The 15,747-nt window shown below is 73.9% G+C and carries 17 protein-coding genes and 1 pseudogene; 14 read left to right on the top strand and 4 right to left on the bottom strand.

Going from position 1 to position 15,747, the window contains the following annotated elements; translation table 11 throughout:
* Nucleotides 1-13: 13 nt before the first annotated feature.
* On the top strand, nt 14-1,345 hold the full coding sequence (locus RMN56_RS20105) for a low temperature requirement protein A (RefSeq protein WP_313719037.1): 1,332 nt from the start codon (nt 14-16) through the stop codon (nt 1,343-1,345).
* Between the two features lie 13 nt (nt 1,346-1,358).
* On the opposite strand, the gene RMN56_RS20100 is transcribed toward RMN56_RS20105, so the two are convergent.
* A complete protein-coding gene (locus tag RMN56_RS20100) occupies nt 1,359-1,805 on the bottom strand; it encodes a MarR family winged helix-turn-helix transcriptional regulator (RefSeq protein WP_313719036.1) in 447 nt (148 codons plus the stop codon).
* 90 nt (nt 1,806-1,895) lie between these two features.
* Here RMN56_RS20100 and RMN56_RS20095 point away from each other — a divergent pair, with 90 nt between their 5' ends.
* The 5 genes and pseudogenes from RMN56_RS20095 (at nt 1,896) to RMN56_RS20080 (ending at nt 4,736) form a co-directional block, all read left to right on the top strand.
* Nucleotides 1,896-2,351, top strand: coding sequence for an SgcJ/EcaC family oxidoreductase (locus tag RMN56_RS20095; RefSeq protein ID WP_313719035.1), 456 nt, complete (start codon nt 1,896-1,898; stop codon nt 2,349-2,351).
* A gap of 24 nt (nt 2,352-2,375) precedes the next feature.
* A pseudogene (locus tag RMN56_RS32705) lies at nt 2,376-2,561 on the top strand (NAD(P)H-binding protein); the annotation flags it as partial.
* A gap of 1 nt (nt 2,562) precedes the next feature.
* On the top strand, nt 2,563-3,000 hold the full coding sequence (locus RMN56_RS20090; RefSeq protein WP_313719034.1) for an NAD(P)-dependent oxidoreductase: 438 nt from the start codon (nt 2,563-2,565) through the stop codon (nt 2,998-3,000).
* A gap of 82 nt (nt 3,001-3,082) precedes the next feature.
* Nucleotides 3,083-3,595, top strand: a complete 513-nt coding sequence (locus RMN56_RS20085; protein WP_313719033.1) for a hemerythrin domain-containing protein — start codon at nt 3,083-3,085, stop codon at nt 3,593-3,595.
* 217 nt (nt 3,596-3,812) lie between these two features.
* Nucleotides 3,813-4,736 carry an LLM class flavin-dependent oxidoreductase gene (locus tag RMN56_RS20080; protein ID WP_313719031.1) on the top strand — a complete coding sequence of 308 codons (924 nt, stop codon included), beginning with the start codon at nt 3,813-3,815 and terminating at the stop codon, nt 4,734-4,736.
* A gap of 51 nt (nt 4,737-4,787) precedes the next feature.
* On the opposite strand, the gene RMN56_RS20075 is transcribed toward RMN56_RS20080, so the two are convergent.
* Entirely contained in the window at nt 4,788-5,312 is a 525-nt protein-coding gene (locus RMN56_RS20075; RefSeq protein ID WP_313719030.1) for a PadR family transcriptional regulator, read from the bottom strand.
* A 72-nt stretch (nt 5,313-5,384) separates the two neighbouring features.
* Between RMN56_RS20075 and RMN56_RS20070 the strand changes: the two genes are divergently transcribed.
* The 3 genes from RMN56_RS20070 (at nt 5,385) to RMN56_RS20060 (ending at nt 7,759) form a co-directional block, all read left to right on the top strand.
* Nucleotides 5,385-6,167 carry an alpha/beta fold hydrolase gene (locus RMN56_RS20070; protein WP_313719029.1) on the top strand — a complete coding sequence of 261 codons (783 nt, stop codon included), beginning with the start codon at nt 5,385-5,387 and terminating at the stop codon, nt 6,165-6,167.
* A 71-nt stretch (nt 6,168-6,238) separates the two neighbouring features.
* The gene (locus RMN56_RS20065) at nt 6,239-6,745 is read left to right on the top strand and encodes a DinB family protein (RefSeq protein ID WP_313719028.1); all 507 of its coding nucleotides are present in this window, start codon (nt 6,239-6,241) and stop codon (nt 6,743-6,745) included.
* 114 nt (nt 6,746-6,859) lie between these two features.
* On the top strand, nt 6,860-7,759 hold the full coding sequence (locus RMN56_RS20060; protein WP_313719027.1) for a TIGR01777 family oxidoreductase: 900 nt from the start codon (nt 6,860-6,862) through the stop codon (nt 7,757-7,759).
* A 22-nt stretch (nt 7,760-7,781) separates the two neighbouring features.
* Here the strand turns inward: RMN56_RS20060 and RMN56_RS20055 are convergent, their stop codons facing one another.
* Nucleotides 7,782-8,993, bottom strand: coding sequence for an extracellular catalytic domain type 1 short-chain-length polyhydroxyalkanoate depolymerase (locus RMN56_RS20055; protein ID WP_313719026.1), 1,212 nt, complete (start codon nt 8,991-8,993; stop codon nt 7,782-7,784).
* Nucleotides 8,994-9,182: 189 nt separating this feature from the next.
* Between RMN56_RS20055 and RMN56_RS20050 the strand changes: the two genes are divergently transcribed.
* The 4 genes from RMN56_RS20050 (at nt 9,183) to nadE (ending at nt 12,995) form a co-directional block, all read left to right on the top strand.
* A complete protein-coding gene (locus tag RMN56_RS20050) occupies nt 9,183-11,000 on the top strand; it encodes a DUF6311 domain-containing protein (protein WP_313719024.1) in 1,818 nt (605 codons plus the stop codon).
* A gap of 105 nt (nt 11,001-11,105) precedes the next feature.
* Nucleotides 11,106-11,753, top strand: coding sequence for a lipoyl(octanoyl) transferase LipB (lipB, locus tag RMN56_RS20045; protein ID WP_313719023.1), 648 nt, complete (start codon nt 11,106-11,108; stop codon nt 11,751-11,753).
* A gap of 4 nt (nt 11,754-11,757) precedes the next feature.
* Nucleotides 11,758-12,150 (top strand): VOC family protein, encoded by a 393-nt coding sequence (locus RMN56_RS20040; protein WP_313719022.1) that lies wholly within the window; start codon nt 11,758-11,760, stop codon nt 12,148-12,150.
* Nucleotides 12,151-12,170: 20 nt separating this feature from the next.
* On the top strand, nt 12,171-12,995 hold the full coding sequence (gene nadE / locus RMN56_RS20035; protein ID WP_313719021.1) for an NAD(+) synthase: 825 nt from the start codon (nt 12,171-12,173) through the stop codon (nt 12,993-12,995).
* Between the two features lie 58 nt (nt 12,996-13,053).
* Here nadE and aspS read toward each other — a convergent pair whose 3' ends face one another.
* Nucleotides 13,054-14,340, bottom strand: coding sequence for an aspartate--tRNA(Asn) ligase (aspS, locus tag RMN56_RS20030; RefSeq protein ID WP_313719020.1), 1,287 nt, complete (start codon nt 14,338-14,340; stop codon nt 13,054-13,056).
* A gap of 356 nt (nt 14,341-14,696) precedes the next feature.
* On the opposite strand from aspS, the gene lipA reads away from it, so the two are divergent.
* On the top strand, nt 14,697-15,743 hold the full coding sequence (lipA, locus tag RMN56_RS20025) for a lipoyl synthase (RefSeq protein ID WP_313719019.1): 1,047 nt from the start codon (nt 14,697-14,699) through the stop codon (nt 15,741-15,743).
* The last annotated feature ends 4 nt before the right edge of the window (nt 15,744-15,747 follow it).

Here is a 15,747-nt window from a genome sequence, read left to right as displayed (position 1 = left end):
ACAGACTCGGTCGGTGAGCGGCTTCGGGTGGCGGGGACGCCTCGGGCCGGCGGTGCCGGTGGCGCCCGGGGCCCGGGTGGACCGGTTCGAGGTCTTCTTCGACCTGGTCTTCGTCTTCTCGTTCTTCATCATCACCCGGGCCACCGCGCTCCAGGTCAACGGCGGCGCGCTGCTGCACGCGCTGCTGGTCCTCGCCGTGCTGTGGTGGACGTGGGTCGTGCACAGCATCGTGGCCACCCGGATCCGGCTCGGCGAGGGCTTCGTCCCGGTCCTCATGACGGTCGGCATGGCGGCCCTGTTCACCTTCGCCCTGTCCCTGCCGAACGCGTTCCGGGACCCGCGCGGCAACGCGGCCGGGCCGATCGTCGCGGCGATCAGCTACACCGTCATCCGGGGCGTGCACCTGCTGCTCTACCTGCACGCCGTGCGGGACAGCCCGACGGAGCGCCGGCAGCTCCTCCGGTTCACCCCCGAACTGGTGGGCAGCACCCTGCTGCTGGGGATCGCCGCCCTGATCCCGCCGAAGATCGACGACCTCTTCTCGGCGGCGGCGGTCCGGGACGGGCTGTGGGCGCTCGTCGTGCTGCTCCAGTACGCCACGGGCCTCGTCGCGGGCACCTGGGGCTGGGGCGTGGCCTCCGCCGAGCACTGGACCGAGCGGTACGACCTCATCCTGATCATCGCGCTGGGCGAGTCGGTCATCTCCGTGGGCGTCGGCAGCAACCTGCTCGGCCAGCCCCCGACCTGGCCGGCCGTGGCGGCGGCCGCGCTCGGCATCTTCTTCACCGCCGCGCTCTGGTGGGCGCACTACGACATGATCGGGCCGGCCGCCCGGATCGCCCTGCACGCCGCCGAGGACGGCCCCCGCGTCGCCATGGCCCGGGACGCCTACGGCTACCTGTTCCTGCCGATGATCGCCGGCATCATCCTGTTCGCGCTCGGCGCGGAGATGATCGTGCACCAGATCGCCGACCCCCACGTGGCGCAGCACCTGCCGGCGCCCGGCCCCGGCGTGCCGCTGCTCTTCGGCGGGGTGATCTGCTACATCTGCGGCAACATGCTCTTCCAGCTCCGCACCCTGCGCACGCTGAGCTGGACCCGGGTCGTCGCCGTGCTGCTGCTGGCCGTGAGCATCCCGGTGGCCGTACACCTGCCCGCGCTGGCCGCCCTGACGCTGCTGACCGCCATCACCGTCGGCATGGTGGCCGCCGAGGTGGTGGTCTTCGACGAGGGCCGGCGGGCGCTGCGGAGGTTGGTCTTCGAGGAGCGCACCAGCCACGAGGCCCACGAGGCGGCCTACCGGGCACGCTGGCACGAACCCCACGAACGCGACGAGGGCGAGTGAGCCGACCTCGGACTCAGCGGCGCAACTCGGCGGCGGCCTCCTCGTACGCGGCCGCGGCACGGGCGAAGTAGTCGAACAGGACCTCCCGCTGCTCCGGGGAGTAGCCCTGGAGGATCTCGCCGATCTTCCGGCGCGCCGGGGCCAGCACCTCGTCCAGGCCGGCCGGCTTGCCGACCAGCTCGACGATCACCTTCCGCCGGTCGTCCGGTGACGGCACCCGGCGCACGTAGCCGGCCTGTTCCAGGCGGTCGATGAGCCGGGTGGTCGGCCCGGTGGTCAGGCCGGTCCGCGCTCCCAGCTCGCCCGGTGTCATCGGCCCGGCCAGCTCCAGGATGTTGAGCGCGTACAGGTCGGTGCCGCCGAGGCCGCACTCCTTCGCGCCCGCGTGGCCGTGCAGCAGCACCGCGCTCAGGTAGCGCCGGTAGATCGCGGCATCCGGACGTATCTGCGGAGTTGACACGAACCGATCCCCTCCCTAATCTCTTCTTTAAGGAAGAAGCTTCCTGAAGGAAGACACTTCCTCCGTGCAGCTATCACCGGAGGTTAGACCATGCGACAGGCCGACAGCCAGCGCGACAACGCCGCCATCCGTGCCCTGCTGGACCAGCTCGCCGAAGCCTGGGCCGGCGGAGACGGCGCCGGCTACGGCGCCGCCTTCACCGAGGACGCCAGCTACGTCACCTACGTCGGCACCCACTACCGAGGGGCGGCCGAGATCGGCGCCGCGCACCAGGCGCTCTTCGACAGCTTCCTCAAGGGCACACGGCTCACCATCGAGGCCGATGACCTCCGGTTCCTCACCGACGACGTGGCCGTGCTGGTCAGTCGCGGCGCCACGGGCAAGGGGCGGCCGGGGAAGCCGGACAAGATCCAGACCTGGACCCTGGTGCGGGGCGCGGACGGCGAATGGCGCGTGGCCAGCTTCCACAACACCCGGCACCAGCGCCTCATGGAAGGCGTCTCGTTCCGGCTCCAGCCCGCGACCCGGCCCGCGGTCGGCCGCTGACCGGGACCGGGAGGAAGCAGCCTCATGTCCGCCATCGCGGTCGTCGGCGCGACCGGACGCACCGGACGGCTCATCGTCGACCGGGCACTGACCGCTGGACACACGGTCACCGCCGTCGCCCGGCGCCCGCAGTCGCCGGCCCACCCGCACCACCGGCTGCGCCAGCACGCCGCCGACGTGCTCCACTCCGCGGAGCTGCGTGCCGCGCTGCGTGGCCAGGTCTCGGCGCTCGGCGCTCGGCGCGGCCGGTCGCGGACCCACCGCCGTCTACTCCGCCGGCACGGCCGCCCTGGTGGCGGCCCTGGGGACCACACGGCGGCTGGTCGTGCTCTCCTCCGCCGGCCTCGCCGTTCCGGCCGGCGCCGGTCCCGGCACCCGGCTCGCGGCCCGCATCCTGCGGCGCGTCATGCGGGACACGTACGCCGACCAGGCCCGGATGGAGGAACTGCTGGCCGGGACCGAGCTGGACTGGACCGCCGTGCGCCCCACCCGTCTGACCGACGGTCCGGCGACCGGCCGGGTCCGCACCTCGATCGGCGGCGCCACACCGGTCGGCCGCCAGATCAGCCGGGCGGACCTGGCCGCGTACGTGGTCGCCGCGCTGGACGATCCCGCCACCTTCCGCACCGCCGTGGCGGTCTCCTCGTGACGCGTACACTGCCCGGAGCGTCGCGGTGCACCCGGCACGAAGGCCGCCGTGGGCATGGAGGCGCGGGACAGCAGGGGACCATGTGCACCCATCCCACCCGTCGAGCGGCCGGCTGACCGCCCTCGGCACCCAGTTGATCGAGATCCACCACTGGCTCCGCGAGGAGCTGGCCCGGCTCCGCGCGAGCCTCGACTCCCCCGCCGGCGGCGCCGCCCTGACCCGGGAGCTGCGCGCGCACTGCGTCGGCTTCTGCGCCGCGCTGGACCGGCACCACACCGGCGAGGACGGCGGCGCGTTCCAGGCCCTGGCCGAGCGGGCGCCCGAGCTGCGTCCCGTGCTCGCCGAGCTGAGCGCCGACCACCGGGTGGTCGCCGACCTGCTGCGCCGGATCGACGCCCTGCTCGCCGGCGCGGCCGACGGCCGGACCGTCCGGGCCGAGCTGGACGGGCTGGCGGCGCTGCTGGAGTCGCACTTCAGCTACGAGGAGCGGAAACTGGCCGCCGCGTTGAACCGGCTGGGCGGCGACCCCGTGGAACTGCTCGGTGTCACGCCACCCGGAGACGGGGACATCCTCGAACGGACGGAGACCGCATGACCGTCGACACCGTCGCCGCCGCCGCGCTCCGCCTCAACGACGACGACCTGTCCCGCCTCGACGCCGTGCACCGGGCCGCGTGACAGGACGGGCCCCTCCTTGACGCCTGGGCGTCAAGGAAGGGCCCCTGCCCATGAGACTTCCGCGGATTCGCCGGTCAGCAGAATCGGCGGGTCCGGACTGGCCGGGACCGGCGTACCCAAGGAATGCTGGGCCGATGGTGACCTTCTCCGTGCAGGCCGGCCCGACCGACGCGGCGAGCTGGACCGACCTGGCCCGACGGGTCGAGGCGGCCGGGTTCGACGCGTTGCTGGCCGCCGACCACCCCGGCCACGGCCCGTCGCCGTTCGTGGCGCTCGCGGCCGCGGCGGCGGTGACGTCGACACTCGGCCTCGGCTCGTACGTCTCGAACGCCGGGGTGCGGGAGCCGATCCTGCTCGCCACCGACGTGGCCACCCTCGACGTGGTCTCCGGCGGCCGGGCCCGGCTCGGCCTGGGCGCCGGGCACACCCCGGCCGAGTGGCGGGCCGTCGGGCGCGAGCGCCCCGACGTCGCCGCCCGGGTCCGCCGCTGCGTCGCGGTCGCCGAGGCCGTGCGGGACCTGCTGGCCGGGAACGAGGTCACCGTGGACACCCCCGAGCTGGCCGCGTACGCCGCCCGGCTGACCGAGCTGCGACCGGTGCGGGACCGGGTCCCGCTCACCATGGGTACGGCCAACTCGGCGCTGCTGCGCTGGGCCGGCGCGCACGCCGACGTGGTCGGGCTGACCGGCTTCGGACGTACCCTGGCCGACGGCCACGCCCACGACGTGCGGTGGCGCGCCGACCAGATCGAGGCGCAGCTCGCGCACGTGGCGGCGGGGGCGGCCGGGCGGGACGCGCCGCCCGCGCTGGAGGCCCTGGTCCAGCAGGTGACCGTGACCGACGACGCGGAGGCCGCGGCCGCTTCGATCGCCGCCGACACCGGGCTGACCGTCGCCGATCTGCTGGCCACGCCGTTCGTGCTGGTCGGCACCGCTGACGAGATCGTCGCGGCCGTCGCCGAGCACCGGCGCCGCTGGGGGATCACCCGCTTCGTGGTCCGCGCCGGCGCCGTCGACGCCCTGGCCCCGCTGCTCCCCCGCCTGACCGCCATCGCCTGACCAACTCCGGCTCGCCGGCGTTCCGGCCCGGTCGCCGCGACACCCGGGCGCTCAGGCGTCGAGATCCGCGAGCGTCTCCCGCAGCCAGGCCAGCTCGGTGCGCGTCGTCGCCGTCGCGATGGTGAACAGCCCCCGCCGGAACGGGTCGTCGAAGTCGGCGGCGCGCAGCGGCCGGTCGCCGTCCCAGAAGAAGCTGGCCGGCTGGGTGAGGAAGGTCAGGCGCCGCCGCAGGACCGCCGCCTGGGCCGCCGGGTCGTCGAGGTGACGCAGGAACGCGAGCAGGGTGAACCACCGGTTCTCGTCGGTGATGAACAGGTCGTCGGGCTCGCGCAGCCGGTCGAGCAGGGCCCGGCGGCCGGCGGCGGTCAGCGACAGCACCTGTCGCGGCGCGGCCACCCGGCCGGGCTGGAGCTCGCGGGTCAGCAGTCCGGCCGCCTCCAGGCGCTTGAGCAGCGGGTAGAGCGTGCCGTCGGCGATCGGGCGCACGTGCCCGGTCAGGGCGGCGATGCGCTTCCGCAGGTCGTAGCCGTGCAGCTGGTCGTCGTAGAGGAAGCCGAGGACCGCGAGTTCCAACATGATCCAGATCATACCCCCGTGCCGATATACCCTCTTGCCAAGATACCTCGGAATGGAGGTATCTTCTTCGCCATGCACAGCGCCATCGTGACCCCGGACGGTTCCCGCATCCGCTGGGCCGAGCTCCCCGGCACCGAACCCACCCGCGTCTACCTGCACGGACTCGGTGCCAGCTCCGCCACCTACTACGCCGAGGCCGTCGCCCACCCCGCCCTGGCCGGGCACCGCTCACTGCTCCTGGACCTGCTGGGCTTCGGCATCAGCGACCGGCCGGCGCACGCGGCGTACACCCTGGACATGCACGCGGACCTGCTGGCCCACGCGCTGGACCAGGCGGCGGTGACGGACGCCGACGTGATCGCGCACAGCGCGGGCGGCGCCGTCGCGGTCCTGCTGGCGGCGCGCCACCCCCGGTTGGTACGCCGCCTCGTGCTCGTCGATCCCGCCCTCGACGCGACGGAGACGTTGCCGACGACGAAGCGGCCGGGCAGCTCGGGCATCGGCGTCTACCACACCGAGCAGGAGTTCCTGGACCACGGCTGGGACGAGACGATGGCGTTCGTCGGGCCGGAGTGGGCGGCCACGATGCGCCTGGCCGGACCGGAGGCGCTCTACCGCACGGCCATGAGCCTGCTCCGCGGCACGACCCCGGGCGTACGCGAGGAACTGGAGAGGCTGGCCGTGCCGCGCACGGTGCTGTATCCGGCGGCGGACCGGCCGCGGTCCGATGCGAGCCGGCTGGCCGCCGCGGGTGTCGACGCGGTGGCGATTCCGGACTGCGGCCACAACATCATGGTCGACAACCCGACGCGATTCGCCCTGGCCGTGGCGGCCGCACTGGCCGGCCGGGACTGACCCGGCGCGGCTGCCGCCCGGCCACCGCGGCCGCCCCCCATCGGACGTCGAACGCGTGTACGATCCGGCCAATGATCGATGAACGGTTCGCGTTGCCGGCCACCGTGGACGAACGCTCCCTGCTCGAGACGTTCCTGGATTTCCAGCGGGACGCGCTGGTCCGCAAGTGCGCCGACCTCACCGACGCGCAGCTGCGCCTGCGGCCGGTGCCCTCGTCCGGCCTGTCCCTGATCGGCCTGGTCCGGCACCTGGCCACCGTGGAGCGGTGGTATTTCCAGGCGGTGCTCGCCGAGGCCCGCCCCGGCGACCTCTACGACCTCACCGACGACCCGGACGCCCCGTTCACCGACGTCGCGGAGGCCACCGGCGCGGAGACCTTCGCGCTCTGGCGCGCGGAGGTGGCCGCCGCGCGGCGGATCACCGCCGAACGCCCGCTGGACGCGGTCGGCCGCAACCCCGGCACCGGGCGCCCGCACTCCCTGCGCTGGGTTCTCGCGCACATGATCGACGAGTACGCCCGCCACCTCGGGCACGCCGACATCCTGCGGGAGGCGATCGACGGCCGGACCGGGGAGTGAAGCGGCACTCACTCACGAGAACCGCCCCGAGGTCGGCGGGCCGGAGTCGGGAACGACGAGTGAGTGATTTCGCTCAACGCATCCGCGCCGGCGTCCGTACCCGAAGATATGCGCATGCGGATCCTCATGGCCGGAGTCTCCGGTTTCCTCGGCACCCGACTGGTCGACCGACTCACCGCGGACGGGCACCAGGTCACCCGCCTGGTCCGCCGCGCGCCGCGCACCCCTGACGAGCGGCGCTGGAACCCGTCCGCCGCGCAGCTCGACCCGCAGGTGGTGGCCGACGCCGACGCGGTGGTGAACCTGGCCGGCGCGGGGGTGGGCGACAAGCGCTGGAACGACGCGTACAAGGGCCTGATCCGGTCCAGCCGGGTGGACAGCACCACCACGCTGGCGATCACCATCGCCGGGCTGCCCGCCGCCGACCGGCCCGCCGTGCTGCTCAACTCCTCCGCCGTCGGCTGGTACGGCAACACCGGCGACCGGACGGTCGAGGAGGACTCGCCGGCCGGCGAGGGCTTCCTGGCCGACGTCTGCCGGGTGTGGGAGGCGGCCACCCGCCCGGCCGAGGACGCCGGCGCCCGGGTGGTGCGGCTGCGCACCGGGCTCCCCCTGCACCGCGACGGCGGGGCGCTCAAGCCGCAGCTGCTGCCGTTCCGGCTGGGCGTCGGCGGCAAGCTGGGCAACGGCCGGCAGTGGCTGCCGTGGATCTCGCTGCGGGACTGGCTGGACGCGGTGACCTTCCTGCTGGCCCGCGACGACCTCGCCGGTCCGGTCAACGTGGTCGGTCCGGCCCCGGTCACCAACGCCGAGTTCACCCGGGAACTGGCCCGCCAGCTGCACCGGCCGGCGGTCATGCCGATCCCGGCGGTGGCCCTGAAGGTCGCCCTGGGCGGCTTCGCCCACGAGGCGCTCACCAGCACCCGGGTGCTGCCCGGTGTGCTCGGCAAGGCCGGCTTCTCCTGGACCCACCCGGACCTGCCGGGCGCGCTGCACGCCGCCCTCACCGACTGAGCCGGCGAGGGCGGCGGCGCGGTCAGCAGCCGATGACCCAGTAGGCGGGGCCGGTCTGCTTGAGGGTGCTGGTGTAGAAGGTGTTGTCGAGGCCCATCCGCTGGTTGCTGCCCAGGGCGTAGGCGTAGCCGCCGGACTGGTAGGCGCGGCCGGCCGTGACGTGCGCGTAGTTGCTCGCGGTGACGCAGACCGGCGCGGTGGTCGGGGTCGGGGTCGGCGACGCGGTCGCCGTCGGCGTCGGGCTGGGCGTGCCGCCCCCGCCGTTCAGGCCGAAGAAGAGCGCGTCGCGGTAGGTCGAGCAGATGGTGTCCAGGAAGTACGCCCCGGCGGTGCCGCACTGGTCGGCCGCCGAGCCCGGGTCGATCGGGGTGCCGTGGCCCATGCCGGAGACCCGGTAGAGCCGCACCTGGTCGCTGCCGTAGACCTCCATGCTCGTGCCCGCCGGCAGCGAGGCGGTGCTGCTCGGGGTCTGCGGGACACCCAGCACGTTGGTCCACTGGTCCCGCGACTCGGTGGCGTTCAGCGGCGCGACCGTGGTGTCCGAGGTGCCGTGCCAGATGGCCACCCGGGGCCGCTTGCCGGTGTAGCCGGGGTAGGCGTTGCGGACCAGGTCGCCCCACTGCGCCGGGGTCTTGTCCACGCCGGGGTTCATGCAGGTGAAGGCGTTGGTCATGCTGGTGGCGCAGCGGTACGGCAGGCCGGCGATGACCGAGCCGGCGGCGAACACGTCCGGGTAGGTGGCGAGCATGACGGCGCTCATCGCCCCGCCGCCGGACAGGCCGCTGACGAAGACCCGGCTCCCGTCGGTTCCGTAGCTGGACCGGGCGTAGTCGACCATCTGCTTGATCGACAGCGCCTCGCCCTGGCCCCGGGCGGTGTCCCCGGTCTCGAACCAGTTGAAGCAGGAGTTCGCGTTGTTGGCCGAGGGCTGCTGCGGCACGATCAGCGTGAACTTCCACTGGTCGGCGTACTTCTGCCAGCCCGAGTTGGTGAAGTAGGTCGAGGCGTTCTGGGTGCAGCCGTGCAGCAGCACGACGGCCGGGGCGTTGGCCGGCAGGCCGTCCGGGCGGTAGGCGTACATGGCCAGGTTGCCGGGGTTCGAGCCGAAGCCGGTGACCTGGGTGAGCGCGGCGGCCTGTGCGGGCGGCGCGGCGGCGAGGACGGCGGCCGCGGCCAGCACGACCCCGGCCGCCACCCCGGACAGGCGGGTGAGAAGGGATGAGGAACGGCGCACGGCGGCCTCCTGACGACGAAGTGTGAACTGGGTCACTGTCGAGTTGCCGCGACGTTACGTCCGTGTTTCGCGCTCCCGGAATGGCCGCCGTTCACACATTCACGAACGCCGAAGTGTGCGGACGGGGCCGACCCCACCGGGTTTCGTGTCTGACCGGCGGGTCCAGGTCCGGTTGGTAACGTCCGCTGCGTGCCGTCCTCCCCGTCCCTGGCCACCGGCCCGCCGACCGCGCCCGCCACCCGGAGCCGGCGCGCCGACCTGGTGCTGGTGCTCGCCGCGGTGGCCCTGGCCCTCTGGGTGACCAGCGGGATGTGGCGGGACCCGAACACCCGCACGATCACCGTGAACTCCAGCGACCAGGCGCTCTTCGAGTGGCTGCTGGCCTTCGGCGGGCACGCCGTGACCCACGGGGAGAACCCGCTCTTCACCCACCTGATCAACGTGCCGGACGGGGTGAACCTCGCGGTCAACACCTCGATCACCGCGTACGCGGTGGTCTTCGCGCCGCTGACGTACCTGATCGGGCCGCCCGCGACGTTCCTGGTGATCCTCACGCTCAACCTGGCCGCCACCGCGGTGGCCTGGTACTGGCTGCTCAGCCGGCACCTGGTCGCCAGCCGGCTGGCCGCCGGGATCGGTGCCCTCTTCATCGCCTACTGCCCGGCCATGGTGTCGCACGCCAACGCGCACCTGAACTGGACCGCCGGCTGGCTGGTGCCGCTGCTCATCTGGGGCGTGCTCCGGCTGCGCCGCCCCGGGCGCGCGGTCGCCGGCGGCGTCGTGCTCGGCGTGCTGGTGGCGGTCGCCTTCTCGATCGCCGCCGAGGGGCTCTTCTTCACGGCGCTGGCGCTCGCCCTGTTCCTGCTGGTGTGGGCGCTGCACCCGGCCCGCCGGGCCGAGGCGCGGGCCGCGCTGCCGAGCTTCCTGCGCGGGCTCGGCGTGACCGCGCTCGTCTCCGGGGTGCTGCTGGCGTACCCGCTGTGGCTGCACTTCGCCGGGCCGCAGCGGTTCCACGGCACCGGCTTCGACCCGCTCATCCACTCCGAGGACATCGCGGCCTTCGGGTCGTACCCCCGCCGGTCGCTGGCCGGCTGGGCCGGGCTCGGCACCTCGCTGGCGCCCAACCCGACCGAGGAGAACTCCTTCTTCGGCATCCCGCTGCTGCTGCTCGCCGTGGCCTGCTTCGTCCTGCTCCGGCGGCGCGCCGACCGGGCGTTCCGGGCCACGCTCACCGCGCTCGGCGTGACCGCGCTGGTCTTCGCCGTGCTCTCCTGGGGCCCCACGGCCAAGTGGAACGGCCGGCGCACCGACCAGCTGCTGCCGTTCGGGGTGCTGGACAACCTGCCGGTGATCAACGCGGCGCTGCCCTCCCGGCTCGCCCTGGTGGTGGCCCCGGTGATCGGGCTGCTGCTGGCGTACGCGGTCGACTCGCTGCGCGCCCGGCCGCCCCGGCACCGCTCCACCGAGCTGGCCTGGGCGCTCGGCTTCGCCGCCGCGCTGCTGCCGCTGCTGCCCACCCCGCTGCTGACCAGCGTCCGGGAGCCGGTGCCGGCGTTCATCACCACCGGCGCCTGGCAGCGCTACGTCTCCCCCGGCGGGGTGCTCACCCCGCTGCCGCTGACCGTCGACATCTATCCCGACGGCCAGCGCTGGCAGGCGTACGCCCTGGCGCACCGGCAGGGCGAGTTCCGCATCCCGGCCGGCTTCTTCCTCGGCCCGGGCGGGCCGGACGGCCGGGGCCGGATCGGGCCCGTCCCGCGCACCTTCAGCGCGCTCATGGACCAGGCCGGCCGGACCGGGCTGGTGCCGATCATCACCGACGGCAGCATCCGGGAGTCCCGAACCGACCTGCGCTACTGGGGGGTCGAGACGGTGGTGCTGGCCGACCGGGTGCACGGGGCGAAGTTCGATGTCGACGAGGAGGCGGTGCGACGCACCGCCACGGCCCTGCTCGGCCGGCCCGAGCGGGTCGAGGACGTCTGGGTCTGGCGGGTGCCGCCGGCCTGACGGCGACCGGTGCTCGCGACCGCGGGGCGCCGCTCCGCCGCACGCCTCGCGCTCGCGACGAGGCTCACACGGTGCCGCGCGGCCCGGCGCGACTAGGCTGGACGGGTGAGCGTGACGACTTCCGGGCTGACCGCCGTCCGTGCCGGCCTGATCGACTACCGGGCCGCCTGGGACGAGCAGCGCCGGGTGCACGAGGCCGTGGTGGCCGGCGAGCAGGGCGACACCGTGCTGCTGCTGGAGCACCCCAGCGTCTACACCGCCGGCAAGCGGACCGAGCCGTGGGACCGGCCGATGGACGGCACCCCGGTGGTCGACGTGGACCGCGGCGGCAAGATCACCTGGCACGGGCCGGGGCAGCTCGTCGGCTACCCGATCGTGAGGCTGCCCGACCCGGTCGACGTGGTGGCGTACGTCCGGCGCACCGAGCAGCTGCTGATCGACGTCTGCGCCGAGTTCGGGCTGGCCGCCGGCCGGGTCGAGGGGCGCAGCGGCGTCTGGGTGCCGGAGGACGACCGGGGGCCGGCCCGCAAGGTCGCCGCCATCGGCATCCGGGTGGCCCGCGGCGTGACCCTGCACGGCTTCGCGATCAACTGCGACTGCGACCTCAGCCACTACGACCGGATCGTGCCGTGCGGCATCCGCGACGCCGGGGTCACCTCGCTCACCGCCGAGCTGGGCCGCCCCGTCACGGTCGCCGACGTGCTGCCGGTGGTCGAGCGGCACCTGCCGACCCTGGTCGCGGTCCAGGGCTGACCCGGTGCGGATCGACCTCGTCACCCTCGTCGTCGCCGAGTACGACCCGGCGATCACCTTCTTCACCGAGGTGCTCGGCTTCGAGCTGGTGGAGGACAAGCCCTCGCTGACCAACGACGGCCGGCCGAAGCGCTGGGTGGTCGTCCGCCCGCCGGGCGGCGGGACCGGGCTGCTGCTGGCCCGCGCCGACGGGGAACGGCAGGCGGCCGCGGTGGGCGACCAGACCCACGGCCGGGTCGGCTTCTTCCTCCAGGTCGACGACTTCGACGCCACCTACCGCCGGATGGTCGAGGCGAAGGTCGAGTTCGTGAAGCCCCCGCGCACCGAGCCGTACGGGCGGGTCGCCGTGTTCCGCGACCTCGCCGGCAACCCCTGGGACCTGCTCGGTTCCGCCTGACGAGGAGAGGACCACCCCCGATGACCGACGTGATGTCGACCCAGCAACGGATCGCCGAGGAGCTCCGGGTGCCGGCGACCTTCGACGCCGCCCAGGAGATCGAGCGCCGCGTCGTCTTCCTCGCCGACCGCCTGGTCGACACCGGCCTCACCACGCTGGTCCTGGGCATCAGCGGCGGCGTCGACTCGACCACCGCCGGCCGGCTCTGCCAGCTCGCCGCGGAGCGGGCCCGCGCCGCCGGCCACCCGGCCGTCTTCATCGCCATGCGGCTGCCCTACGGGGTGCAGGCCGACGAGCACCACGCGCAGGCCGCGCTGGAGTTCATCCGTCCCGACCGGGTGCTCACGGTCGACGTCAAGCCGGCCGCCGACGCCGCCCTGGCCGCGCTGGTCGCCGGCGGGCTGACCTTCCGCGACGCCGCGCAGCAGGACTTCGTGCTCGGCAACGTCAAGGCCCGCCAGCGCATGATCGCCCAGTACGCGGTGGCCGGCGCGGAGGGCGGGCTGGTGGTCGGCACCGACCACGCCGCCGAGGCGGTCACCGGCTTCTTCACCAAGCACGGCGACGGCGCGGCGGACCTGGTCCCGCTGACCGGGCTCACCAAGCGGCGGGTGCGGGCGCTGGCCGCGGCGCTCGGCGCCCCCACCGAACTCGTCGGCAAGGCGCCCACGGCCGACCTGGAGACCCTGGCCCCGGGCAAGCTCGACGAGGACGCGCTCGGCCTGGCCTACGAGCACATCGACGACTACCTGGAGGGCCAGCCGGTGCCCCCGGAGGTGGAGGCGGCGCTGGTGGCCCGCTACCACGCCACCGACCACAAGCGCCAGCTCCCGATCGCCCCCTGACGAAAGGAGGGGCCCCCTGTTAACACCCGTCTGTTAACAGGGGGCCCCTCCTTTCTCCTCAGGGCGTGAGGCGGTGCAGGTCGCGCGGGAAGGCGGTCACCTCCCGCACGTTGGCCGCGCCGGTGAGCCGGGCGACGAAGCGCTCCAGCCCGATGGCGAAGCCCCCGTGCGGCGGCATGCCGTGGCGGAACGCGTCCACGTAGCCGGCGTACGGCTCGACCGGCTCGCCGCGGGCGGCCAGGGCGGCGAGATAGTCCTCGTACCGGTGCAGCCGCTGCCCGCCGGTGACCAGCTCCATCCCCCGGAAGAGCAGGTCGAAGCCGTTGGAGTGGGCCGGCCGCGCCGGGTCCGGGTGGGTGTAGAACGGCCGCTTCGCCATCGGGTACCCGGTGACGAAGAGGAAGTCCGAGCCGTGCTCGCGAAGCGCCCACTCCCCCAGCGCGCGCTCGTGCGCCGGGGCGAGGTCCGGCTCGTCGGCCGGCGCGCCGGCGATCTTCAGCGCCTCGGTGAAGTGCACGGCCGGGATCTCGGTGGGCACCTCGGGCAGGGTGAGCCCGAGGGTGGCGACGGCCGCGCCGGCCCGCGCCGCGACCTCGGCCAGCATCCCGGCCAGGGTCTCCCGCAGCGCGGCCATCACGTCCCGGTGGTCGGCCACGAAGCCCAGTTCGACGTCGAGCGACGTGTACTGGGCCAGGTGCCGGACCGTGTCGTGCGGCTCGGCGCGGAACACCGGCCCGACCTCGTAGACCCGCTCGAAGACGCCGACCATGAGCTGCTTGTAGAACTGCGGCGACTGGGCCAGGTACGCGGGCCGGCCGAACCAGTCCAGCGCGAACACGTTCGCCCCGCTCTCGGTGGACGAGGCGACCACCTTCGGCGTGTGGATCTCCACGAACCCGCGGGCGTCCAGGCTGGCCCGGAAGCCGGCCACCGCCGCCGCCGAGATCCGCAGCGCGGCGGAGCGGGTCGGGTGGCGCAGCGCGGCCGGCGCGTGGTCGAGCTGGGTGGGCAGGGTGGCGGTGAGCGCCGGCCGGTACAGGTCGAACGGCGGCGGGACGGCGGGCGGGCCGAGCGGGCGTACCGTCGGCTCGGCCAGCTCGACCCCGGCGGGCGCCGTGGCGTTCGCGACCACCGTGCCGGTGACCTCGACGACGGTCTCCTCGGGAAGCGACTCGACGGCCGCCCGCACGGCGGGGTCGGTGACCACCACCTGGGCCAGGCCGGCGGCGTCCCGGACGATCAGGAAGGCCACCGACTTGAGCAGCCGGCGGCGGTGCACCCAACCGGCGATCCGGACGGACTCGCCGACCTGGGAGCTGAGCTGGGAGGACAGGATGCGTTGCACGGCGGTTACCTCCTCGATCAATCGCAACGCGATCCCCGGGAGGTGTGGGCGAGCGGGAGCCTCGCGGTGCCACCACACCTTCGCCCCGCACGGTGGCGGAGCCTCGTTCGTCGCCTTTTCACCGGGGCCAGCCGGGCGGGTTCTACTGGGCGCGCACGCCGTTCTTCCCGCAGCTCGGGAGGGTCTTCGCGGGCCGGCGCCAGACCGCCTTCCAGCACATCGGCGGCTCTCTGCGCTGGCGGATCGGCCCACTACTCGGCTCCGTCGCAGCTCTGTCGGGCACGCTAGCACCCTCTCCCGGCCCGGTGTGACGGGGTTTTCTGGTCGCTCGTGTCCGGTGTCACAACGATTCGGGCGTGACGGCCGTCGCCCGACGTTCATCGACGGCCGCCGACCGGCGTAGGCTCGGTTTCGTGACGATCGAGCACTCCGCGCCGACGACCGAGCAGGCAGCGCGCACCGCGACTGTCGCCCCCGAGGGGCGGCGCATGCTGCGGATCGAGGCGCGCAACGCCGAGACGCCGATCGAGCGCAAGCCGCCGTGGATCAAGGTCAAGGCCAAGATGGGCCCGGAGTACACCCAGCTGCGCGGGCTCGTCTCGCGGGAGGGGCTGCACACCGTCTGCCAGGAGGCCGGCTGCCCCAACATCTACGAGTGCTGGGAGGACCGGGAGGCCACCTTCCTCATCGGTGGCGACCAGTGCACCCGGCGCTGCGACTTCTGCCAGATCGACACCGGCAAGCCCGCCGAGTTCGACGCCGACGAGCCCCGCCGGGTCGCCGAGTCGGTGGCCGCGATGGGCCTGCGCTACGCCACCATCACCGGCGTGGCCCGCGACGACCTGCCCGACGGCGGCGCCTGGCTCTACGCCGAGACGGTCCGGCAGATCCACGCCCTCCAGTCCGGCTGCGGCGTCGAACTGCTGATCCCCGACTTCAACGCGGTGCCCGAGCAGCTCGCCGAGGTCTTCGGCGCGCGGCCCGAGGTGCTGGCGCACAACGTGGAGACCGTGCCGCGGATCTTCAAGCGGATCCGCCCCGCCTTCCGCTACGAGCGCTCCCTCGACGTGATCCGGCAGGCACGCGCCGCCGGCCTGGTCACCAAGAGCAACCTGATCCTCGGCATGGGCGAGGAGCGGGCCGAGGTCTCCCAGGCGCTGCGCGACCTGCACGAGGCCGGCTGCGAGCTGATCACCATCACCCAGTACCTGCGCCCCTCCCCCCGGCACCACCCGGTCACCCGCTGGGTCAAGCCGGAGGAGTTCGTCGAGCTGCGCGAGGAGGCCGAGGAGATCGGCTTCGCCGGTGTGATGAGCGGCCCGCTGGTCCGCTCGTCGTACCGAGCCGGGCGGCTCTACCAGCAGGCGCTCGCCGCCCGCGACGAGGTCGTGGCCGCCGGCTGAGGCC

It is taken from the genome of Micromonospora halotolerans (genome assembly GCF_032108445.1).
GTDB lineage: Bacteria > Actinomycetota > Actinomycetes > Mycobacteriales > Micromonosporaceae > Micromonospora > Micromonospora halotolerans.
This window is presented reverse-complemented; position numbering and strand designations above follow the sequence as displayed.

Excerpts from the sequence above, each read along its gene's own strand:
- RMN56_RS20095 (WP_313719035.1), top strand. The coding sequence starts at position 1,896 with ATGCGACAGGCCGACAGCCAGCGCGACAACGCCGCCATCCGTGCCCTG.
- RMN56_RS20080 (WP_313719031.1), top strand. The coding sequence starts at position 3,813 with ATGGTGACCTTCTCCGTGCAGGCCGGCCCGACCGACGCGGCGAGCTGG.
- RMN56_RS20075 (WP_313719030.1), bottom strand. The coding sequence starts at position 5,312 with ATGTTGGAACTCGCGGTCCTCGGCTTCCTCTACGACGACCAGCTGCAC.
- RMN56_RS20070 (WP_313719029.1), top strand. The coding sequence starts at position 5,385 with ATGCACAGCGCCATCGTGACCCCGGACGGTTCCCGCATCCGCTGGGCC.
- RMN56_RS20065 (WP_313719028.1), top strand. The coding sequence starts at position 6,239 with ATGATCGATGAACGGTTCGCGTTGCCGGCCACCGTGGACGAACGCTCC.
- RMN56_RS20060 (WP_313719027.1), top strand. The coding sequence starts at position 6,860 with ATGCGGATCCTCATGGCCGGAGTCTCCGGTTTCCTCGGCACCCGACTG.
- nadE (WP_313719021.1), top strand. The coding sequence starts at position 12,171 with ATGACCGACGTGATGTCGACCCAGCAACGGATCGCCGAGGAGCTCCGG.